Source organism: Bradyrhizobium sp. BTAi1, from assembly GCF_000015165.1.
GTDB lineage: Bacteria > Pseudomonadota > Alphaproteobacteria > Rhizobiales > Xanthobacteraceae > Bradyrhizobium > Bradyrhizobium denitrificans.
Genome location: NC_009485.1, coordinates 5,616,217 through 5,637,345 on the forward strand (window position 1 = coordinate 5,616,217; position 21,129 = coordinate 5,637,345).

Consider the following 21,129-nt stretch of genomic DNA (forward strand, 5'->3'; position numbering starts at 1 on the left):
TCCCCTATATGTAGCGCAAACCGTTGTTCAGCCATAGTAAAATGCCGAGGATCAACCACCCCAAGGCCAGCCCCCGCCCCGCCATGGGCTGACGGCAGCAATATTATAGCCGCCGCGAGGGTTTCATCCCGTAACCAAGCCCCCATTTAGGACGAACTGTCCGGAGGAACTTGTTCCTGCGAACAACGTTCTCTCCACCCAAACGGAGACCCGCGTGACCAGTTCAGCCTCCGCCACGGCCTCGTCCCCCGCCCCAGCCACCTTGCCGACATCGAGCCACGGCTCCCTGGCCGGAAGCCTGATCGAGGCTTTTCTGGTGGTCCGCGGCGAAACCGAGCGACGGGCCGCACCGCTCAGCCCCGAAGATCAGGTGATCCAGTCGATGCCGGATGCCAGCCCGGCGAAATGGCACCGGGCCCATACGACCTGGTTCTTCGAACAATTCGTGCTCGGCGGGCATTGCCGCGGCTACGCCCCTTTCCACCCGGATTATGCCTTCCTGTTCAATTCCTATTATGTGAGTGCCGGCCCGCGGCATACCCGCGGCGAGCGCGGGCTGATCACTCGCCCCGGAGTGGCCGACATCACCGCCTACCGCCGCCATGTCGATGCCGCCATGGTCGACTTCCTGGGCCGCGCCGATGCGGCCACCTTGCAGGCGGTCGCACCGCTCGTCGAGGTCGGCCTCAATCATGAGCAGCAGCATCAGGAGTTGATGCTGACCGACATCCTGCACGCATTCGCACAGAATCCGACGGCCCCGGCCTATGATCCGGCTTGGCGCTTCCCCGGCCAGGCGGCCACCGGCGAAACGTGGGTTGACCTCCCGGAGGGCATCCACACCGTCGGCCATGCTGGCGGGGGCTATCATTTCGACAATGAGGGTCCGGCGCATCGGGCGCTGGTTGGGCCGGTCAAACTCGCGCGCAACCTCGTCACCAACGCCGAGTGGCTCGCCTTCATGGACGCCGGCGGCTACGAGATGGCGACGCTGTGGTTGATGGACGGCTTCGCCACCGCCACGCGCGAACGCTGGCAGGCACCCGGCCACTGGTACAAGGTCGAGGGCGAATGGCGCATCATGACGCTCGGCGGCCTGCAGCCCGTCGCCCCCGACGCACCGGTCTGCCACGTCAGCTATTACGAAGCGGACGCCTTCGCGCGCTGGCGCGGCAAGCATCTTCCGACGGAGATGGAGTGGGAAGTCGCCGCGCGCGGCCATCACCTCAACGATGCCTTCGGCACGGTCTGGCAATGGACGCGCAGCGCCTATAGCCCCTACCCCGGTTATCGGGCCATCGAAGGGGCGCTCGGCGAGTACAACGGCAAGTTCATGGTCAACCAGCTGGTGCTGCGCGGCTCATCGCTGGCGACGCCGGCGGGCCACAGCCGCGTCACCTACCGCAACTTCTTTTATCCGCATCATCGCTGGCAATTCACGGGGCTGAGGCTCGCCGATTACGACTAGCCGTCAGCGTCAAATCCCGACAACCGCGCCCATGCGCGTCCTGGAGAGTATCATGAACGTCCACGTCAATGCTTTGGCCAATGCTCATCTCCCGGACGCCAAGACATCGGCCTTCGCGTCAGATGTGTTGGCTGGGTTGACGCAGCAGCCCAAGCAATTGTCACCGAAATACTTCTACGACGCCGCCGGATCGGATCTCTTCGAGCAGATCACACGGTTGCCGGAGTATTACCCGACGCGCACCGAGCTTGGCATTCTCAGAGATCGGGGTGCCGAGATTGCCGCGATCATCCCAGAGGATGCGGCCCTGATCGAGTTCGGCGCCGGCGCGACCACCAAGGTGCGGCTGCTGCTCGAAAACTGCAGCTTTGCAGCCTACGTCCCCGTCGATATTTCCGGCGACTTCCTGACCGCGCAGGCCGAGAGCTTGCGGCACGATTTCCCCGATTTGGCGGTCCACCCCGTCATCGCCGACTTCACCACGGCCTTCAGTCTGCCCCGCGCAATCGACGGCAAGCCGAAGGTCGGCTTCTTTCCGGGGTCGACGATCGGCAATTTCGAGCCGCATGAAGCCTGCCGTTTCCTGCGCTCCGCGCGGGAGATCCTCGGCACCGGCGCCCTGATGATCGTGGGCGTGGACCTTGAGAAGGACGAGCGGATCCTGCATGCGGCGTATAACGATGCAGCCGGCGTGACCGCCCGCTTCAATCTTAATCTGCTGTTGCGGATCAACCGCGAGCTCGGCGGCAATTTCGACCTGTCCGCCTTCGCCCACCGTGCCATCTACAATCGCGAGCAGCACCGCATCGAGATGCATCTGGTTGCGCGCAAGCCGCAGACCGTGCGCCTGCTCGGCACAACGATCGCGTTCCGGGCCGGCGAGAGCATTCACACCGAGAACAGCTACAAATACAGCATCGCGCGGTTTGGCGCGCTGGCGCGCGGCTCGGGCTGGAGCGTGCAGACCGTGTGGACAGATGCCAGCGAAATGTTCTCGGTTCAGGCGCTGGTCGCCGAGGCGTGAGGCTCCGGCTTCGCTCGCAATGACAGCGTCTCCCACAGCGCGACGATCGCGAGCAGCGCGCTCGTCAGCGCGGAGAGGAGCAGCGGCGACAGCGCAGGCGCTAACCAGCCGAGTCCGACCAGCGCAAGCAGGCCCGCGCCGTGAGACAGCTGGAGGAATCCGCGCGCTTCGCGCTTGAACAGGATGGTCCCGACGAGAAAGACGAATGGTCCTCCGATCGTGACGGCGACGGTCTTGAAGTCGCTATGTCCGAGGGGATGCTTGAGGACAATCTCGTCAGCCACGGCCGACACGATGATGCCGGCGACGATCGGCATATGCAGATAGGTGTAGGCCGATCGGGCAACGAGCCCGGATTGGGTGGATCGCGAGATCATCTCGGAGCCTGCCTCGGCACCGCGATTGAAATACACCGCCCACATCGCGACCGTACCGATGAAGGCGCTGGCAAAGGCGGCGATGTTGGCGCCGGACCAGTCGAGCTCCGCGAAAGTGGCACCGGTGACGACGATCGATTCTCCCAACGCAATGATGATGAACAGCGCGCAGCGCTCCGCCATATGGCCGCCCTCGACCATCCAGTCTTCCACGGTCGAGCTGCCGAGACCCGGAACCCAGAAGCGAACGGCCGGCGAGATGTATTCCAGCGTAAGCGCAGCGCCCCAGAGCGCCATTCGCGATGTCCCCTCGGCCAGGCCGCCGAGCAGCCAGAGCACGGCGGATGCACAGAGCCAGGCCAGAATGCGGGCGGCGTTGCGGCGGACGGCCGATCGCTGCGGCGGCGTCGCTGTCAACCAGAAGGCGGTGCGGCCGACCTGCATCGCGGCGTAAGCGATCGCGAACCACAGGCCGCGATCCTCGAATGCCCGCGGGATCGACATCGACAGTACGAGGCCCGCCAGCATCAACGCAAACAGCAGGCCGCGAACAAGCGCTTTTTCAGGATCGAGCCAGTTGGTCACCCAGGCGGTATAGACCCAGACCCACCAGACCGCGAGGAACAGCATCGCCGTCTGCGCGGCGCCGAGCGGCGTGAAATGGCCAATCAGATAATGCGAGATCTGCGTCACCGCGTAGACGAAGACGAGATCGAAGAACAGCTCGACGAACGTCACACGGCTATGCCGGTTCGGCTCCAGAACCCGGAACAGCGCACCTCGCGGATTCTCCACTCCCACCTCCCCCAAGGTGTGCGCCGCGGCGTCAGCGCTGATCTGGGACCCCTGTCTGCAAGGCGAGGGCGTGCAGCACGTCTCCCATCTGGCCACGCAGCGATTGATAAACGAGCTGATGCTGCTGCACGCGGGACTTGCCGCGGAAGGTCTCCGAGATCACCGTGGCGGCGTAATGATCGCCATCGCCTGCGAGATCACGAATCGTCACCTGCGCATCGGGGATGGCGGCCTTGATCATCTGCTCGATATCGTGGGCATCCATGGGCATCCGATCAATCTCCTTCTGTGCTCGGTCCGAGGGCACCTTGGTGATACAGCGCCCGACCCTGGCGTGGGCCGTCGAATGCAACGAATCAAGGCACTCTCGCGCGACCGTGATGGCCGAAATTAGCGCGAACTGCTTTCGAGGTCACGTCCGGAGCCACTATATAGCTGGATACAACAAAATGGCAGGACCGGGTGCCGCACCCGGTCGACCAGATGAGGACGCGCAACATGAAGCTTCCCGGTCCGGACCACCCGATCACCATCACGCCCAATCCGAAGCGCGTGCGCGTGCTTGCCGGCGGGGCCGTGATTGCCGACACCACCCGCGCCTTGACGCTGAAAGAGGCGAGCTACCCGGCTGTCCAATATGTGCCGCGGGCCGACGCCAACATGGCAGCCCTCCAGAAGACGGCTCGCGTCACCCACTGTCCGTATAAGGGGGATGCCAGCTATTTCAGCATCGCCGCCAATGGCACCACTCTGGACAATGCGATCTGGAGCTACGAGGCCCCCTTCCCCGCGATGACCGAGATTGCGGGTCATCTGGCGTTCTATCCGGACAAGGTGCGGATCGAGGAAGTGGCTGATTGATCGTCATATGCCGCGCGGGCGGCGCAGGGGCCGAACCGCACGCGGTGTCGTTGACGTCATGGTGCCTCGACCCTGAATGTCTAGACCCTGAAGATCGTCAATCCGAGGATCAGGAGCACGAGGAAGATCACCAGGAAGATGTAGAACAGGATCCGCGCAATGTCGGCGGAAGCTGCTGAAATGCCGGTGAAGCCGAGAATACCGGCAACCACCGAGATCACGAAGAACAGCAGCGCCCATTTGAGAATAGTCACGGTATGGTCCTCCAGTCCGGCGCCGTGCCGGCGCGTTCGCCTCACTAACGACGGTGCCTGGAACCGGTTCCTGGAGCGATCGCGCCTCGGACGGAAGAATCTCGCAACCGGGACCGCCGGCCCGTAACTTTGAGCGCCGCTCGTCGTAATGATCGATGACGAGAAATGTTCAACTGTGTGAGAAATCGGCTTGCGGGTCGCGGCGCTTGCTGATTTGCAGCATCGGCGATGAGATCGGGTGTCCCGGCGGGGTCATCCGCTGCTCGGCGCGAGTGCTGCCAATGTTGCACGCGATCATTCAATTCTTGCTCACGCAGGTCGGACCGATCTTGCCGACGGCCTTGGCGATGAGGGCGGATGCAATCGTCCAGCGAGGTCGGCGAACTGACGCAGGGGCATTTGAGGGGGGTATATGGTCATATCGGTTACGCAATCGGCGGCGGCCGCGAAGGTCGAGCTTCAGGCCAGGCCTCGGGCCCGGGCGCGCAATGCAGCGCTCGACCATGCAAGAACATTCCTGACGCTGGTGGTGTTGCTGCATCACGCCGTGATTCCCTATACCTATTTCGGCCACACCGATCCGACCTCGTTCATCGGCTTCGATGGCATCGTGCTGGCCACCGACAGCTTCTTCATGGCGATGTTCTTCTTCCTGTCGGGCCTGTTCGTGTGGTCCGGCCTTGCCCACAAATCGACCTTGCAGCACTTGCGCGACCGGCTGCTGCGGCTTGGTCTGCCCTTCGTGATCGCTGCCCTGACCGTTATTCCGCTGGCTTATTATGCGATCGAATTGCGCGCCAATCCCGAGGCGACCTTCGCCGCATTCTGGTGGAAGACCGTCACCGTCGGCCCCTGGCCGAGCGGGCCGATCTGGTTCATCTGGGTGCTCCTGGCGTTCGATCTTGCGGCCGCGCTGCTCTACCGCGTCTCGCCGCACCTGCTCGATCCGATCAACCGGCTGTCGCTGCGCGCCTTCGCTCATCCGCGCGATTTCTTCTTCATCTTCCTGCTGATCACCGGCGTGCTCTACATCCCGGCGCGGCTGTATTTTGGACCGACGCATTGGTTCGAACTTGGTCCGCTCTCGGTCCAGGCCAGCCGCGTGCTGCTCTACGCCGCCTACTTCTTCGTCGGCGCCGGGATCGGCTCGGCCAATTTCGAGCGCGGCCTGCTGGCTGCCGAAGGGCAGATGTCGCAGCGTGGGCTCGGCGCATGGATCGTGGTCACGATCGTGCCTTACGCGCTGCTCTGGGTGCTGATCACGATCAAGCGTCAGGTGCTCGGCAATCCGCCCGAGCTGCCGCATTGGTACGAGGCGGCATATGGCTTCTTCTTCGTGATCTTCAGCGCCGCGATGATGTTCGCGATCCTGTCCTACTTCCTCAACAACCGCCGTTCGGAATTCTCCGTGCTCGACCGGCTGCAGGCCGACGCCTATGGCATGTTCCTGGTGCACTATCCGATCGTGCTGTGGATCCAATATTGGTTGTTCGACCTCAGCCTGCCGGCCATCGTCAAGGCCACGATCGCCTTTGTCGGCAGCGTGTTGTTGAGCTGGGGCGCGACCTGGGTGTTACGGCAAATTCCGGGCGCGAAGAACGTGTTGTAGGACGCCCCTGTCTCGTCCGTCATTGCGAGGAGCGAAGCGACGACGCAATCCAGGGTCCCGCCGGAACTCCGGATTGCGTCGCTTCGCTCGCAATGACGCCAAGGGTAACCACTGCTCGGACAACGAACTCCGCTGTCGTCCCTGCGAAAGCGGGTCCCCATCGCCACAGGACTTTGTTGTTGGCGTGGGTCAACGATCAGCCCGCGCAACGCGTTCGTGCGCACGGCGTATGAGTCCCGGATCGGCGCCCCGTCGGCGCGGGGCGCCGCCGTGGCTTGTCCGGGACGACCGCGATGGACTAGGCAGCGCCGCCCATGTAGCCCGGCAGCCAGCTCTCGAACCGGGTCTTCAGCGTGGTGACCTCGACCGACGCCTCGCCGGCGATGGCAAGCGCCGAGCCGCCGGTGGTGCCGATACGGGTGCATGGCACGCCCGCACCGCGCATCTTGGCGAGCACGCGGCCGGCCTCGGTCTCCGGCACCGTCACCAGATAGCGGGCCTGGTCCTCGCCGAACCAATAAGCGTGCGGCACGATCGAAGCGGGGGCGGCCAGCAGCCGGGCGCCGATGCCGGACGCCATGGCCATCTCGGCCAGCGCCACCAGCAGGCCGCCGTCGGAGAGATCGTGCGCAGCGGTCGCCGTGCCCGCATGGATCATGCCCCGGACGACGTCGCCGATACGCTTCTCGGCGGCGAGATCGACCGGCGGCGGAGCGCCCTCCTCGCGGCCGCAGACGTCGCGCAGATACACCGACTGACCGAGCCAGCCATGGGTCTCGCCGATCAGCAGGATCGCCTCGCCTTCGGCCTCGAAGGCGATGCTGGCCGATTTGGTGAAATCGTCGAGCAGGCCGACGCCGCCGATCGAGGGCGTCGGCAGGATCGCGCGGCCGTTGGTCTCGTTGTAGAGCGAGACGTTGCCGGACACGACCGGGAAGTCGAGTGCGCGGCAGGCTTCCGAGATGCCCTTCAGGCAGCCGACGAACTGCCCCATGATCTCGGGCCGCTCCGGATTGCCGAAATTCAGATTGTCGGTGATCGCGAGCGGCCGGCCGCCGACCGCGGTGATGTTGCGCCAGGCCTCCGCCACCGCCTGCATGCCGCCCTGATAAGGATCGGCCTCGCAATAGCGCGGCGTCACGTCGACGGTCAGCGCCAGGCCCTTCGGCCCGTCCTGGACGCGCACGACGGCGGCATCGCCGCCCGGACGCTGCACGGTATTGCCGAGAATGACGTGATCATACTGCTCCCAGATCCAGCGCTTCGAGCACAGGTCTGGCGTTGCGATCAGCTTCTCCAGCGCCGGGATGATGTCCATGGGCGCCTTGACCTCGCGGGCATGGATCACCGGCAGCGCTGGCGAAGCCACGTGCGGACGGTCATAGAGCGGCGCCTCGTCGCCGAGTTCCTTGATCGGCAGGTCGGCCATGACGTCGCCGCCGTGCTTGACGACGAAGCGCTTGCTCGGCGTGGTGTAGCCGACGACGGCGAAGTCGAGCCCCCATTTGCGGAAGATCGCCTCGGCCTCCTTCTCCTTCTCCGGCTTCAGCACCATGAGCATGCGCTCCTGGCTTTCCGAGAGCATCATCTCATAGGCGCTCATGCCGGTCTCGCGGGTCGGCACCGCGTCGAGATCGAGGTCGACGCCGAGATCACCCTTGGCGCCCATCTCGACCGCCGAGCATGTCAGGCCCGCCGCCCCCATGTCCTGGATCGCGATCACGCAGTCGGCGGCCATGATCTCGAGGCACGCTTCGAGCAGCAGCTTCTCCGCAAAGGGATCGCCGACCTGCACCGTGGGGCGCTTCTCCTCGGAGGAGTCGTCGAACTCGGCGGAGGCCATCGAGGCGCCGTGGATGCCGTCGCGGCCGGTCTTGGAGCCGAGATAGACGATCGGCATGTTCACGCCGGAGGCCGCCGCATAGAAGATCTTGTCGGCATCGGCGAGGCCCACCGCCATCGCGTTGACCAGGATGTTGCCGTCATAGCGGGTGTGGAAACGGGTCTGGCCGCCCACCGTCGGCACGCCGAACGAGTTGCCATAGCCGCCGATGCCGGCGACCACGCCGGACACCAGGTGCCGGGTCTTGGGATGCTCCGGCGCGCCGAACGACAGCGCGTTCAGGCAGGCGATCGGGCGGGCGCCCATCGTGAAGACGTCGCGCAGGATGCCGCCGACGCCGGTGGTGGCACCCTGGTACGGCTCGATATAGCTCGGGTGATTGTGGCTCTCCATCTTGAACACGACCGCCTGGCCGTCGCCGATGTCGATCACGCCGGCGTTCTCGCCCGGACCCTGGATCACCCAGGGTGCCTTGGTCGGCAGGCCCCGCAGATGGATCCGCGACGATTTGTACGAGCAGTGCTCGTTCCACATCGCCGAGAAGATGCCGAGCTCGGTGAAGGTCGGCACCCGCCCGATCAGCTTCAGGATGCGCTCATACTCGTCGGGCTTCAGGCCATGGGCGGCGACGAGGTCGGGGGTGATCTGCGGTTCATTGCGCATGGAGAAATGCCTTTGCCCCGTGGGCCGCTGGTCCCTTAAACCCTGCTTCATAGATACAGAGTCAGAAGCGGAAAAGGCCTTTTACGGCCCTATTCCGCCCTGTCCAGAGCTTTGGCCCGCCCCGCCAGGCGGGATATTTGCAGATTGGCGGCCAATCGGATTTAAGACGGTAAATCAACAATTAAAGGCCCTGACACGTGCACGACCTGTCCCGTTCCGCCTTCGAGAACCGACCCGGCATCCACATCGCGACCGACGGCGAGTTCGCCGGCTGGCGCACCTGGCTGCGCGACAGCTACGAATCCCATACCGGTCCGTTCTGGCACCGGATGGAGGAGGATGGCTCGATCCGCTGCGCCTTCCGGGTCGAGAAGAAGCATCTCAATGGCGGCGGCAACGTCCATGGCGGCTGCCTGATGACCTTCGCCGATTACTGCCTGTTCGCCTTCGCCGCGCCGATCCTGCAGGGCCCGGGCGTGACCGTGTCGTTCTCGTCGGAATTCCTCGACGCCGCACGCGAGGGTGAGTTGATCGAAGCCACCGGCGAGGTCACCCGCGCCGGCGCCTCGCTGATCTTCCTCCGCGGCATGCTGCATTCCGGCACCCGGCCGCTGTTCTCATTCTCCGGCACGATCAAGCGGGTGAAGCGGCGCACACCGGACGCGGCGAATTCGCCGTAGCGGAGCGTTGCACGATAGGGCTGCTCGTCAGCACCAAGGAAAGGAAAAAGGCGGAAGCGCCGCCTTGCGCTCCCGCCCCTCCACTCGGTCTCCGCAGCGCGCCTATTGCTGCTGGTCGATCACCTGCACCACCTTCTGGTCGCGGGGGTCGACCAGCACGACCTGATCGCCGATCGCCAGATATTGGTAGTTGGCGAGCTCCGGATTGGCGCGGGCGAGCTCGTCGGGCACGCGACGCAGGCTCAGGCAGCTCGCGCCGGACGAAGAGGACGACGATGTGGTCGAGCCCACCGTGCTGGTCTCGGTGGCGGCGCGGCGCAGGATCTGGCGCTGGTCGTCCGACAGCACGATACGGGTCGAGCCCACGCCATAGCCGCCGCGATCGTAGCCCCGATCAGCGCGCATGCCGTTCTGCGGGATGATGTCGACGATCTCGCGGCTGCGCGGATCGACGATCGCGATCTCGTCATGCACGACGGTGTACTCGTAGCCGCGATATTCCGGCACGATGGTCACGATGTCCGACGGCAGCGGACGCGGCCGGACGCGTTCCGGCAGGCGCTCGCCGACATTGATGCGGATGTCGACATTGGTCCGCGCCTGATCGAAGTCGTGATCGCGCTTGAGCTGATCGACCACGCGGGTCTTCTGCTGCGCGTTGACGGAGACCTGCGTGCTGGAGCGGTTGGCGCCGGGCTGGGCTGGATTGTTGGCCTGTCCGGTCGCATTCTGCTGACGTGTGTCGGCCGTGGTCGAACCCGGCTGCTGGTTCTGCTGCGCGGTGGAAGCCTTGTCCGCGCCAGTCGGCTGATTGGCCTGCTTGTTGCGGTCAGTCGACTGCTTGTCCGTCGCCTGCTTGCCGGCCGCTTGGTCGGAGGTGCCGGGCTTGCGCTCGTCCTGGCTCTGCCGGTTCTTGTCGGCACCGTTGCGGTCGTTGCGATCGGCTTCGCGATCCGACTTGCGCTCCGTCGCGCCCGATTTGGTTTCGGCGGCGCGGTCCTCGCCCTTGCGCTGATCCTCGGCGCGTCCCTGCTGCGGCTTGGACTCCGCCTTGGTCTTGCTGTCCGGCTGCTTGTCAGCCTGCTTGCTGTCGGTTGCCGACTTCGTCTCGGCGCTCTCCTTGGCGTCGCGGCCGCGCTCGGCGGCAGCTGGCCCGCGCTCGCCCTTGCTTTCGGCGCTCTGCTTCGCATCAGGCGCCGACCGTTCCGAGGAACGCTCCGAGGAACGCTCCTGGGCCTGCTCGCGGCCCGCCGCGGAGGACGGCTCGCCCCGGCGCGGCTCCTGAGCGCTCTGCCGCGTCTCGGATGCGCCGCGTTCAGCAGCCGCGGCGCCGCCGCCTTTGACCTCGCCTTTGGCTTCGCTGCCGGGCCGAGTCGCCTCGCGCGCCGTGGGAGCGGCAGCACCGCCCTCGCGCTTCGTGTCCGATTGCGCCGATGCAGCACCTGATGCCGTGCCGATCGCCAGGATGATCGCGGCCGTTCCCAGCCAATGTTTCGTCGTCATAAGAGAACCTCCTTGGTTCCCTGCCCCACTCGCGGGCGGACAACGCGAACAGCCGCTCGGCGTTGCCGGGCGGCGCGAGAAAAAACTGCGGAACGATTTCGATGAACGGCGTCTTCATCGACCGCCAAGAACCGCCTGCGGCCGCGCGGGCCGCCGCTCTATGGAGCGGCAGCGTTCGCACGCCTTACCGCGACGACGGGCCGAGCAGGGCCATGACGGGAATGGCAAACTGGGCAAAGTTGGCGGTGCTGCCCGTTTCGCTGCTCGCCGTGCTGATCAGACTTGCGCTGCCCTTTGCGCCAAACAGGACGCCGCTGACCTGATATTCCTTGGTCCCATCCGGCGCCACCTTCAGACGGCGCACCCGGAACACCCGCGGCACGCCGGTGCCGTTGTCGCCCTCCACGCGCAGAATTGTGGTCTTCTGGCCGGGCACGCGCTGGTCCAGCAGCTTGACCGTCTGTTCCTGTGACGCGCGGAATTGCTCGATCGTCAAGGTCGTGTTGGGCGCATAGAGCCGATAGCTCACTTTCGAGCCCGGGCCGCATTTGGCATCCTCGCACAGGAAGAAGGTCACGTCGGTGCCGTTCGGTCGCTGTGGTGTCCAGCCGCGCACAGCCACCGGCTGACTCGGCGCAGCAGGCGACGGAGTCTCAGCCCGGACGGCATCGAGGCCCGGGACGGCCAAGAGCAACATCAGAACGAAAGGCCAGCGCAGAGTGCGCCGGGTAGCAGGCAGCGTCGACATCAAGGCACCGTCGGGATCAAGGCAAGGGCGGAGGTCATGGACGATCCAAAGTTGGAGGAACGTCCCTCATCCCTCCGCCGCCAATCGATCGTTTGTTGGTCCGGCTGCCGAGCGTCCCGCCCCGGACGTGACGGGCGCTGCTGCTGAGAGAGGATCAGGCCGCGCGGTCGAGATGCGCGACGAGGCCGGCGAACAGGCCGCGGCCGTCGGTGCAGCCCATGATGTCCTCGACGTGATTCTCGGGATGCGGCATCATGCCGAGCACATTGCCGCTCTCGTTGACGATGCCGGCGATGGAATGCGCGGCGCCGTTGATGTTGCTGAGGTCGCCGACCTCGCCATCGGCCGAGCAGTAACGATACAGCACGCGCCCATCACCATTGAGCCGCTTCAACGTCTCTTCATCGGCCGCGTAATTGCCCTCGCCATGGGCGACCGGCACGCGGATGACCTGGCCGGCATTGTAGCCGCGGGTGAACGGCGAGTCCGAGCGCTCGACGCGCAGATGCACGTCCTTGCAGATGAACTTCAGCCGGTCGTTGCGCATCAGCACGCCCGGCAGCAGGCCCGACTCGCACAGGATCTGGAAGCCGTTGCAGACGCCGAGCACGAGGCCACCCTTGGCGGCGTGATCGCGCACCGCATCCATCACCGGCGCCCGCGCGGCGATCGCGCCACAGCGCAGATAATCGCCATAGGAGAAGCCGCCGGGCACCACGACGAGGTCGGTTCCCTTCGGCAGCGCCGTCTCGGCGTGCCAGACCATCGCCGGCTCATGGCCGGAGATCATGCGCAAGGCCCGCGCCATGTCGCGTTCGCGGTTGATGCCTGGGAAGACGAGGACGGCGGATTTCATGTTCTACGTGCTTGCTCGAGAATGATCCCCTCGCAGCGTCGCGAGAGTATGTGAGTCTGACGAGAGCTCCCGGTTCAACGCTCGCACACCAGCAAGCAGCTCATCGACTGAAGCTTCGACCCGGACCAGATCACGCGAGACCTCAAGCACCAGCTCGTAGATCTCGCGGTCGGTCACGACCATCGCCTACCCCAACAGCTCCACCCGGTAATTCTCGATCACCGTATTGGCGAGCAGCTTGTCGGCGGCGGCTTTCAGCGCCGCCTCCGCCTTGGCCTTGTCGTCGCCTGCGAGCTCGATGTCGAACACCTTGCCCTGGCGCACGCTGGCGACGCCGTCGACGCCGAGCGACTTGAGGGCGCCCTCGATCGCCTTACCCTGGGGATCGAGGATGCCGGATTTCAGCGTCACCGTGACACGCGCTTTCACGTCTTGCTTCCCTTTAGCTCTTGACCAGGACCGGGCCGGAGCCCGCCGGACGCTCGTTCTCCATCAGGATGCCGAGCCGCTTGGCGACCTCGGTATAGGCCTCCAGAAGGCCGCCAAGATCACGACGGAAGCGGTCCTTGTCGAGCTTCTCGTTCGACTTGATGTCCCACAGCCGGCAGGAATCGGGGGAAATCTCGTCGGCGACGATGATCCGCATCATCTCGTTCTCGAACAGCCGGCCGCATTCCATCTTGAAATCGACCAGACGGATGCCGATGCCGAGGAAAAGCCCGGTCAGGAAGTCGTTGACGCGAATGGCCAGCGCCATGATGTCGTCGATCTCCTGGGGAGTAGCCCAGCCGAACGCCGTGATGTGCTCCTCCGACACCATGGGGTCGTTGAGCTGGTCGTTCTTGTAATAGAATTCGATGATCGAACGCGGCAGCTGGGTGCCTTCCTCGATGCCGAGGCGCTGCGAAAGCGAGCCCGCCGCCACATTGCGCACCACGACCTCGAGCGGCACGATCTCGACCTCGCGAATCAACTGCTCGCGCATGTTGAGCCGGCGGATGAAGTGGGTCGGCACCCCGATGTCGTTGAGGTGCTGAAACAGGTACTCCGAGATGCGGTTGTTGAGGACGCCCTTGCCTTCGATCACCTGGTGCTTCTTGGCATTGAAGGCGGTGGCGTCGTCCTTGAAGTGCTGGATCAGGGTGCCGGGCTCGGGACCTTCGTAAAGGACCTTGGCCTTGCCTTCATAAATGCGACGCCGACGGCTCATTGGGATGTACCGTGTTTTGTTGAAATCCATGAAATGGTGGGCTCCGGATGACTTTGGACAGGACCACGACGGAGCTGCCGCGAGGGCCTGGATTCTGACGGAAACAGAACAGGAACCGGGCCTGTGGGAAACCTATCCCATTGGTGTCCCGAGCACAATCGATCCAGACCACGGAAGCGGAGTTTTACCGCCCTTCCCTGCGGCCTCGTGCCCGTTGTATTGACAAGGTGTTCCAATTATTTAGGCGTGCGGCCACCGCCCCGCAACCGCCTGCGCGGTTAACCCTTTTCGGCAACACTGGAAGTTCCGGCTATGACCACGTTCGACAAGCGCGAGGACGCGTTCGAGAAGCAATTCGCTCATGACGAGGAATTGAAATTCAAGGCGGAAGCCCGCCGCAACAAGCTCCTCGGCCTCTGGGCCGCCGAAAAGCTCGGCAAGAGCGGCGCTGACGCCGATGCCTATGCCAAGGAGGTCGTCGCGGCCGATTTCGAGGAAGCGGGCGACGCCGACGTGCTGCGCAAGGTGCTCGGCGATCTCTCCGCCAAGGGCGCGGCCGTGACCGAGGCCGAGGTCCGCGCCAAGATGAGCGAGTTGCTGGCGACCGCGGTCGCCCAGATCAAGGCGGGATAATCGCCCTGCGACGGAACGGCTATTTGATGCTGATCTGAAAATTCATCGCGCCGTTCACGTTAAAGCCCTCCTGCTGCTGCTGGCCGTACTGCCGGTTGATGTTGGTGCTGACCGACTCCATCCGGCAGTCCTTGGCGAGGACCTCGCGCAAGAGGTCGCATTCGCGCGCCGCCATCTCGTACACCGTGCGGCGCGCGCGATCGCGCAGTTTCTGGGCCTCGTCGCCGTCTCCGGTCGGCCCTGCGACGAAGAAGTTCACTGAACTCTGGACCCGTACAAGACCTTCCTGACGCGGGCTGGCGCCGGCTTGTTCGACAATGATGCGCTGTCCCTGTGCCTGGCTTGCGGCAGGTGCAACGACAAGCAAAGCGATTGCAGCAGCAAGCGAGAATTGAAGGCGCGGCATTCGATACTCCGACATTGAGGTGGCGCGTTCATCTCCTATCAATTGCGGATTGCAGATTGACGAATCGACATGCTGTCAAACTCATCGGCCACTTCAGTCTCGCTTAACCACGTCGACGTCACGCAACCGAGCGGCCAATAGAGTCCCCCTATTCGCCGCTCCCTATTCGCCCCTGGCTCACTCTTCCTTGAAGCCGTACTCCGGCACGTTGCCGCTGGCGCCGTAATATTTGTAGGGCAGGAACTTGCCCGACATCGTGATCTTGACCCGGTCGCCCTTGGCATTGGGCAGGCGCTCCATCACCATGTCGAAATCGATCGCCGACATGATGCCATCGCCGAACTCCTCCTGGATCAGCTCCTTCCAGGCCGGACCGTTGATCATCACGAGCTCATAGAAGCGATAGATCAAAGGATCGGTCGGCGGCATCTGCACGCCCTCGCCGCGCATCGGCGTCTCGTTCAGCATCGCGATCTCGGACTTCGACAGGCCGAACAGCTCGCCGGCATTCGCGGCCTGCGGCTTCGTCAGCTTCATCTGGCCAAGAATGGCGCCGACGATCAGCACCTCGGAATAGCCGCCGATCTTTTCGCAGATGTACTTCCAGCTCCAGCCCTTCTCGCGCTTGATGTCGAGCAGCTTCTCGGTGAGGTCGGATCGCTTCATGCTTGGTCTCCCTTGCTGGGCCTTCGTTGACGGGTTTCTTCTGATTGTCAGCGCGCGACCGCCTGCGGCGCATCGCTGTCGACCGGCTTGGATGCGACGATCGTCGGCTCCGTCCGGCCGATCTTCACCACCGGCACCTTGCGCGGATCATGATCCGGCGTCTCGGCGGTGAAGATCTTGCTGCGGCTGACCAGGAAGTCGATGATGTGGTTGCGCAGCGCGTAATACAGCGGATGGCGATGCAGGTCACCGCGCAGCCGGTCTTTCGGCAGCGGATTCTCGACGATCTCGGCCAGGACAGCACCGGGCCCATTGGTCATCAGCACGATCTTGTCGGCGAGATAGATCGCCTCATCCACGTCGTGGGTGATCATGAACACGGTCTGGCCGGTCTCGACGCAGATGCGCCGGACCTCGTCCTGCAAGGTGCCGCGCGTCAGCGCGTCCAGCGCCGAGAACGGCTCGTCCATCAGCATGATCTTCGGCGTGATCGACAGCGCCCGGGCAATGCCGACGCGCTGCTTCATGCCGCCGGACAGTTCGGACGGCCGCTTGTGCTCGGAGCCTGCGAGGCCAACCAGCTCGATATATTTGAGCGCATGCGCCTTGACCTTGGCGCGATCCCATCTGCGCCATTTCGACGAGATCGCATAGGCGACATTGCCGAGCACCGTCCGCCACGGCAACAGCGCATGGCTCTGGAAGATCACGGCGCGGTCGAGGCTCGGTCCCTCGATGGCCTGGCCGTCGACAATGACAGCGCCCTCGCTCGGCACATCCAGCCCGGCCAGGATGTTGAGCACGGTGGTCTTGCCACAGCCGGAATGCCCGATCACGCAGACGAACTCGCCGCGGGCCATGCCGAGCCACAGATTCTCGAAGATCGTCGTGCTGCGCGCGCCGTCGTAGCGCTTGGCGATGCCTTCGATCGAGATGAACTTGTCGGTCATGGCTCGCCTACTCCGGAAACGTCACGAGCCGCGACACGCGGGCCAGGATCTGGTCCAGCACCATGCCGACGACGCCGATCAGCAGGATCGCGATGATCACGTTGGTGATCGAGAGATTGTTCCACTCGTTCCAGACGAAGTAGCCGATGCCGGTGCCGCCGACCAGCATCTCGGCGGCGACGATGACGAGCCAGGCGATGCCGATCGAGATTCGCATGCCCGTGAGGATGGTCGGCGCCGCCGCCGGCAGGATAACGGTGAAGGCACGGCGGACATTGCCGACCTCGAGCGTGCGCGCGACGTTGATCCACTCCTTGCGGACGCTGGCGACGCCGAAGGCGGTGTTGATCAGCATCGGCCACACCGAGCAGATGAAGATCACGAAGATCGCCGACAGGCTCGAATCCTTGATCGTGTAGAGCGCCAGCGGCATCCAGGCGAGCGGTGAGATCGGCTTCATGATCTGGATGAACGGATCGAGGGCCTTGCTCATCAAGGGCGACATGCCGATCAGAAAGCCGAGCGGGATCGCGATCGCGACCGCGATCAGATAGCCCAGCATCACCCGCCCGAGCGAGAAGGCGAGCTGGATGCCGAGCCCCTTGTCGTTCGGCCCGTTATCATAGAACGGCCGCTTCAGATGCTCCCACAGCTTGGCGCCGACATCGAGCGGCCCGGGCATCGCCGACTTGCCCTGCGTGGCGGTCATGCCCATCAGCTTGGCGTATTCGGGGCTCATATTGGCCGCCGTCCCCGTGCTGCGCGTGGCGAGATGCCAGGCACCGAGGAAGACGGCCAGCAGTACGATCGAGACGACGGCGGCGCGCAGACGGAGGGAGGCGGTCATGCCGTCGCTCCACCCACGGTGTCGTCCCTGCGAACGCAGGGACCCATGGCCACCGTCGTCAGTTGATGGATAAGACAATCGCGACCGCCCCTGCCCCAAGGCAGGTCACTGCGTAGGGGTCCCCGCGTTCGCGGGGACGACACCATTGGGGAGGTCAGCAGCGCCGCGCATATCGCCCCCATCACGAGGCCTTCTTGATCTTGAAGCTGGCGACGTAATCATCTGGCTTGGTCGGATCGAACGGCTTGCCCATCACCGAGAACGATTTGTAGGAGTCCTTCGGCGGCGTCAGGCCCATCTCGGTCATGACCTTGCGGGTGTCGGTGGCCAGATAGATCTGCTCGGCGACCGCCTTGTAGTCGACATCGCCCTTGATCTGGCCCCAGCGCTTCATCTGGGTCAGCATCCACACCGCAAAGGACTGCCACGGGAACGGATCGAAATCGACTCGTTTCGGGTCGGTCTTCACGCCACCAAGGCCGTCGGCATAGGTGCCGGTCAACACCTGCTCCAGCACCGTCACCGGCGCGTTGATGTAGTTGGCCGGCGCGATCGCCTCCGCAATCTGCTTCCGGTTATCCGCCTTCGACGCGTAGGCCGTGGCATCGACGATGGCGCGGGTCAGCGCGGCGAAGCTGTTCGGCGCGGATGTAATGAACTCGCGGCTGGCGGCGAAGCTGCAGCAGGGATGGCCGTCCCAGATCTCCTTGGACAGAATATGCAGGAAGCCGACGCCGTCATAGATCGCGCGCTGGCAGATGTTGTCGGGCGCAAGGAAGCCGTCGATGTTGTCGGCCCTGAGGTTGGCGACCATCTCCGGCGGCGGCACCGAACGCAGCTGCACGTCGGTATCGGGATCGATGCCGTGCTCGGCGAGATAATAGCGCAGAAGATAATTGTGCATCGAATAGTCGAAGGGAATCGCGAATTTGAGACCCTTCCAATCCTTCGGATCGCGCTTGTCCTTGTGCTTCATCGACAGCACGATGCCCTGCCCGTTGATGTTCTCGATCGCGGGCACGGTGAAGGGGATCGGCTGCGCGCCGAGCCCCAGCGAGATCGCGATCGGCATCGGCGCCAGCATATGCGAGGCGTCGTATTCCTTGTTGATGGTCTTGTCGCGGATGACGGCCCAGCCCGCGGTCTTCACCACCTCCACATTCAGGCCAGCCTTCGCATAGAAGCCGAGCGGCGCCGCCATGATGATCGGCGTGGCGCAGGTGATCGGGATGAAACCGACCTTGAGATCCTTCTTCTCAGGTGCCCCCGCTTCGGCGAAGGCTTCGGTCGCGGTCTTCAGCGGGAAGAATTGCGACACCGCGGCCAGCGCGGTGGCCGCGCCGACCGATTTCAGGAACGCGCGGCGCGTGGCGGCTTGCGGAAAGACGGCGCGCAGCACCGCCGAGGCGACGACGTTCTCGTAGCGCTTCTCCGCGGACTCCACCACCGGCTCACAGCGCAACGCGCGCAGGGCGTGCTCATGTTCGGCCGGACTGCGATGCTGGCCGCAAATACAACCGGCATTCACGCGTGAATCGGCATCGAACGGATCATCGAAAATCGACATGTGCTGCGCCCCTTTGTCACACCCGCGCTATCAGCGCCTTCGAACAGCTCGTCCGGCCGCATTTTTCAGCGGCCGGACGTGCATAACATGCAGCTTCTATGCCGCTTTGCTGGTCATCGCCGGCATCGGCAGGCCTTCCTCGATCGGCAGCGACGGGTCGCGCGACCACTCGTTCCACGAGCCGAAATACATCCGCACATCCTTCACACCGGCGTTCTTCAGCGCGAGGAACGTGTTCGACGCCCGCGCGCCCTTGAAGCAGTAGAGATAGACCGGCGTGTCGACGTTGATGCCGACGGTGGCGCATTCGGCGAGGATCTCGTCCTTCGACTTGAAGCGCGGGCCTTCGCCGGTCGGCTTCATCATGCGGTACCATTCGAGCCACACGGCGCCGGGGATGCGGCCCTTGCGCGGGCAGAAATCCTTGCCGTAGGGCGAGGATGAATCGCCGATCCACTCATCGACGTCGCGGACGTCGAGGATCGCGATCGCAGGATTGCCGACCGCCGCCAGCATGGCCTTGGCATCGATCAGGATGCTGCCCGCCTCCGGCACGATCTTGAACGAAGCCTTCGCCGGCGTCGGCACATCGGTCGTGATCGGCAAGCCCGTCGCGACCCAGGCGTCGTAGCCGCCATGCAGCACCTTCACCTTGGGATAGCCGAGCATCGTCAGCAGGAAATAGCCGCGGCAGGACTGGCCGAAGCCGGAGTTCATCGACTGCTCATAGACCACGGCCGTCTCGGCGCCCGACAGACCGGCCGCGCCGAAGGCGTCGGCGAATTTCGTCTTCAGCTCTTCGATGCCCTCCGGCGTCGACGTCGCAAGATAGGTGAAGATCTCATGGACGTTGACGGCGCCGGGAAGATGTCCCGCACCATAGGCATCGGGATTGCGGGTGTCGATGACGACACACGGCTCGGTCTTGATGAGTTCAGCGAGTTCGCCGGCAGTAATCAGAACGTCCGTCATGGCAGGCCTCTCCTGGTGGATGTGTTGGTTTGCCGTTCTCGCCGGCGTCAGCCGTCGGCGAGCATCTTGCGGAGCTGCTTGGTCGCGGGGGTGACGATCGCGACGAAATAGGCCTCGCGCAGGCGACGTTCGGCGCGATTGCCCTTGATGTAGCCGCGCGCCCCGCAATGGAGCATCGCGGCGTGAGCCGCAGCAACGCTGGCCTCGCCGGCCCGCAGGCGCAGCGCGACCACCTTGCGCCAGTAGGTCTCGTCTGTGTTGTAGGGGTCACTGGCCAGGATGGCCGTCTCCTTGGCGAGCTCGTCGGCGAGCGCGCTGAAGTCGACCGGCTGTTGCGGCAGATAGCGGTTGACGTGGCCGAGCGGCGCCTCGACCTCCTGCATGATCTTGATGCAGTCCTTGATCAGGCCGAGCGCCATGCCGGCCTGAAGCAAAATGAAGCCGGCGCGGATCTTCTTGACGAAGGGCCCCGCGGGATCGGCGAGGATCAATTCGTCCGGCACGAACAGGTCGCGGAACTGGATGCCATAGGTGCCGGTGCCGTCCATCGCCAGGAACGGCTGGCATGGCTGCAGGGTCACCGCCGGATCGGCGCAATCGGCCACGAACATCACGATCTCGCCGGGCGCATCCTCGCGCTCGAAGATCGTGCCGAATATGTGGTCGGGCCCGAGATTGGAGACCCAGGGCAGCGCGCCGCGCACGACATAGCCGCCCTCGACCTTCCGCCCCTTCAGCTTCAGCTTCTCGATGCCGAAAAAGCTCTTCATCGGGTTGGAGAGCCCGGTGCCGCCGAGCAGCCGGCCACAGGCCGCATCGTCGAGCAGGCGATCGACCAGCGCCCGGTTGCTCGAATTCGCGATGTACCAGACCAGCGTGTTCTGGCACCACGCCATGAAGGCCGAGGCGCCGCAGACCTCGCCGATCGCCGCGATCGCGGCGATCGCGCTGTTCAGATCAGCCTCGCCATTGTCAGGCACATGGCTGCTCCAGGCGCCGACCTCGCCGAAGCGGCGGAGCACCTCGGCCGGATACACCGTGCCGGCGTCGATGCCAGCGGCCAGCGGCGCGAGCTCATTGCGCGCGATCGCCGCCACCTGCTCGACGGTCGACGGCATGGGCATCACGCCCGCCCCATCGACCGCCAGATGCTGTCCGAGTGAACCCATGACGCGTCCTCCGCTGCTTCAGGCCGTC

General features: G+C 64.5%; 23 protein-coding genes. 6 read left to right on the forward strand and 17 right to left on the reverse strand.

Annotated features, from left to right (window positions below; all coding sequences use genetic code 11):
• Positions 1-214: 214 nt before the first annotated feature.
• The gene (egtB, locus tag BBTA_RS25205; protein WP_012045332.1) at positions 215-1,468 is read left to right on the forward strand and encodes an ergothioneine biosynthesis protein EgtB; all 1,254 of its coding nucleotides are present in this window, start codon (positions 215-217) and stop codon (positions 1,466-1,468) included.
• Here egtB and BBTA_RS41880 read toward each other — a convergent pair.
• Entirely contained in the window at positions 1,437-1,556 is a 120-nt protein-coding gene (locus BBTA_RS41880) for a hypothetical protein (protein WP_371260153.1), read from the reverse strand. The two genes, egtB and BBTA_RS41880, sit on opposite strands and share 32 nt — an antisense overlap.
• Between BBTA_RS41880 and egtD the strand changes: the two genes are divergently transcribed.
• A complete protein-coding gene (gene egtD / locus BBTA_RS25210) occupies positions 1,521-2,492 on the forward strand; it encodes an L-histidine N(alpha)-methyltransferase (RefSeq protein WP_012045333.1) in 972 nt (323 codons plus the stop codon). The genes BBTA_RS41880 and egtD overlap by 36 nt on opposite strands.
• Here egtD and BBTA_RS25215 read toward each other — a convergent pair.
• Together BBTA_RS25215 and BBTA_RS25220 are read right to left on the reverse strand one after the other, a co-directional pair.
• Positions 2,468-3,670: a low temperature requirement protein A gene (locus BBTA_RS25215; protein WP_012045334.1), complete on the reverse strand. Its 1,203-nt coding sequence runs from the start codon at positions 3,668-3,670 to the stop codon at positions 2,468-2,470. The genes egtD and BBTA_RS25215 overlap by 25 nt on opposite strands.
• A gap of 25 nt (positions 3,671-3,695) precedes the next feature.
• The gene (locus BBTA_RS25220; protein WP_012045335.1) at positions 3,696-3,935 is read right to left on the reverse strand and encodes a BolA family protein; all 240 of its coding nucleotides are present in this window, start codon (positions 3,933-3,935) and stop codon (positions 3,696-3,698) included.
• A gap of 227 nt (positions 3,936-4,162) precedes the next feature.
• On the opposite strand from BBTA_RS25220, the gene BBTA_RS25225 reads away from it, so the two are divergent.
• Entirely contained in the window at positions 4,163-4,525 is a 363-nt protein-coding gene (locus BBTA_RS25225) for a DUF427 domain-containing protein (protein WP_012045336.1), read from the forward strand.
• Positions 4,526-4,605: 80 nt separating this feature from the next.
• Here the strand turns inward: BBTA_RS25225 and BBTA_RS25230 are convergent, their stop codons facing one another.
• The gene (locus BBTA_RS25230; RefSeq protein ID WP_012045337.1) at positions 4,606-4,779 is read right to left on the reverse strand and encodes a DUF1328 domain-containing protein; all 174 of its coding nucleotides are present in this window, start codon (positions 4,777-4,779) and stop codon (positions 4,606-4,608) included.
• Positions 4,780-5,191: 412 nt separating this feature from the next.
• Here BBTA_RS25230 and BBTA_RS25235 point away from each other — a divergent pair, with 412 nt between their 5' ends.
• Positions 5,192-6,388, forward strand: coding sequence for an acyltransferase (locus tag BBTA_RS25235; RefSeq protein WP_012045338.1), 1,197 nt, complete (start codon positions 5,192-5,194; stop codon positions 6,386-6,388).
• Positions 6,389-6,686: 298 nt separating this feature from the next.
• On the opposite strand, the gene purL is transcribed toward BBTA_RS25235, so the two are convergent.
• Positions 6,687-8,894 carry a phosphoribosylformylglycinamidine synthase subunit PurL gene (purL, locus tag BBTA_RS25240; RefSeq protein ID WP_012045339.1) on the reverse strand — a complete coding sequence of 736 codons (2,208 nt, stop codon included), beginning with the start codon at positions 8,892-8,894 and terminating at the stop codon, positions 6,687-6,689.
• 197 nt (positions 8,895-9,091) lie between these two features.
• On the opposite strand from purL, the gene BBTA_RS25245 reads away from it, so the two are divergent.
• Positions 9,092-9,574, forward strand: a complete 483-nt coding sequence (locus tag BBTA_RS25245) for a PaaI family thioesterase (RefSeq protein ID WP_012045340.1) — start codon at positions 9,092-9,094, stop codon at positions 9,572-9,574.
• A 102-nt stretch (positions 9,575-9,676) separates the two neighbouring features.
• Here BBTA_RS25245 and BBTA_RS25250 read toward each other — a convergent pair whose 3' ends face one another.
• The 5 genes from BBTA_RS25250 to purC form a co-directional block, all read right to left on the reverse strand.
• A complete protein-coding gene (locus BBTA_RS25250; protein ID WP_012045341.1) occupies positions 9,677-11,077 on the reverse strand; it encodes a DUF1236 domain-containing protein in 1,401 nt (466 codons plus the stop codon).
• A 184-nt stretch (positions 11,078-11,261) separates the two neighbouring features.
• A complete protein-coding gene (locus BBTA_RS25255) occupies positions 11,262-11,825 on the reverse strand; it encodes a hypothetical protein (protein ID WP_244424108.1) in 564 nt (187 codons plus the stop codon).
• Between the two features lie 154 nt (positions 11,826-11,979).
• A complete protein-coding gene (purQ, locus tag BBTA_RS25260) occupies positions 11,980-12,681 on the reverse strand; it encodes a phosphoribosylformylglycinamidine synthase subunit PurQ (RefSeq protein WP_012045343.1) in 702 nt (233 codons plus the stop codon).
• Between the two features lie 186 nt (positions 12,682-12,867).
• Positions 12,868-13,110 carry a phosphoribosylformylglycinamidine synthase subunit PurS gene (gene purS, locus BBTA_RS25270; protein ID WP_012045344.1) on the reverse strand — a complete coding sequence of 81 codons (243 nt, stop codon included), beginning with the start codon at positions 13,108-13,110 and terminating at the stop codon, positions 12,868-12,870.
• Between the two features lie 13 nt (positions 13,111-13,123).
• Positions 13,124-13,891, reverse strand: a complete 768-nt coding sequence (purC, locus tag BBTA_RS25275) for a phosphoribosylaminoimidazolesuccinocarboxamide synthase (RefSeq protein WP_008974302.1) — start codon at positions 13,889-13,891, stop codon at positions 13,124-13,126.
• A gap of 312 nt (positions 13,892-14,203) precedes the next feature.
• Between purC and BBTA_RS25280 the strand changes: the two genes are divergently transcribed.
• The gene (locus tag BBTA_RS25280; protein ID WP_012045345.1) at positions 14,204-14,524 is read left to right on the forward strand and encodes a DUF1476 domain-containing protein; all 321 of its coding nucleotides are present in this window, start codon (positions 14,204-14,206) and stop codon (positions 14,522-14,524) included.
• 19 nt (positions 14,525-14,543) lie between these two features.
• Here the strand turns inward: BBTA_RS25280 and BBTA_RS25285 are convergent, their stop codons facing one another.
• The 7 genes from BBTA_RS25285 to BBTA_RS25315 all read right to left on the reverse strand — a co-directional run bounded on the left by BBTA_RS25285 (position 14,544) and on the right by BBTA_RS25315 (position 21,101).
• Positions 14,544-14,930, reverse strand: coding sequence for a hypothetical protein (locus tag BBTA_RS25285; RefSeq protein ID WP_085972725.1), 387 nt, complete (start codon positions 14,928-14,930; stop codon positions 14,544-14,546).
• A 177-nt stretch (positions 14,931-15,107) separates the two neighbouring features.
• A complete protein-coding gene (gene cynS, locus BBTA_RS25290) occupies positions 15,108-15,596 on the reverse strand; it encodes a cyanase (protein WP_008962883.1) in 489 nt (162 codons plus the stop codon).
• 47 nt (positions 15,597-15,643) lie between these two features.
• Complete coding sequence (locus BBTA_RS25295; RefSeq protein ID WP_012045347.1) at positions 15,644-16,546, reverse strand: ABC transporter ATP-binding protein; 903 nt, start codon at positions 16,544-16,546, stop codon at positions 15,644-15,646.
• A 7-nt stretch (positions 16,547-16,553) separates the two neighbouring features.
• Entirely contained in the window at positions 16,554-17,393 is an 840-nt protein-coding gene (gene ntrB, locus BBTA_RS25300; protein WP_012045348.1) for a nitrate ABC transporter permease, read from the reverse strand.
• Between the two features lie 181 nt (positions 17,394-17,574).
• Positions 17,575-18,960, reverse strand: coding sequence for a CmpA/NrtA family ABC transporter substrate-binding protein (locus BBTA_RS25305; RefSeq protein ID WP_012045349.1), 1,386 nt, complete (start codon positions 18,958-18,960; stop codon positions 17,575-17,577).
• Between the two features lie 96 nt (positions 18,961-19,056).
• Complete coding sequence (locus tag BBTA_RS25310) at positions 19,057-19,932, reverse strand: sulfurtransferase (protein ID WP_012045350.1); 876 nt, start codon at positions 19,930-19,932, stop codon at positions 19,057-19,059.
• A gap of 47 nt (positions 19,933-19,979) precedes the next feature.
• Positions 19,980-21,101 carry an acyl-CoA dehydrogenase family protein gene (locus BBTA_RS25315; RefSeq protein WP_012045351.1) on the reverse strand — a complete coding sequence of 374 codons (1,122 nt, stop codon included), beginning with the start codon at positions 21,099-21,101 and terminating at the stop codon, positions 19,980-19,982.
• Positions 21,102-21,129: the final 28 nt, after the last annotated feature.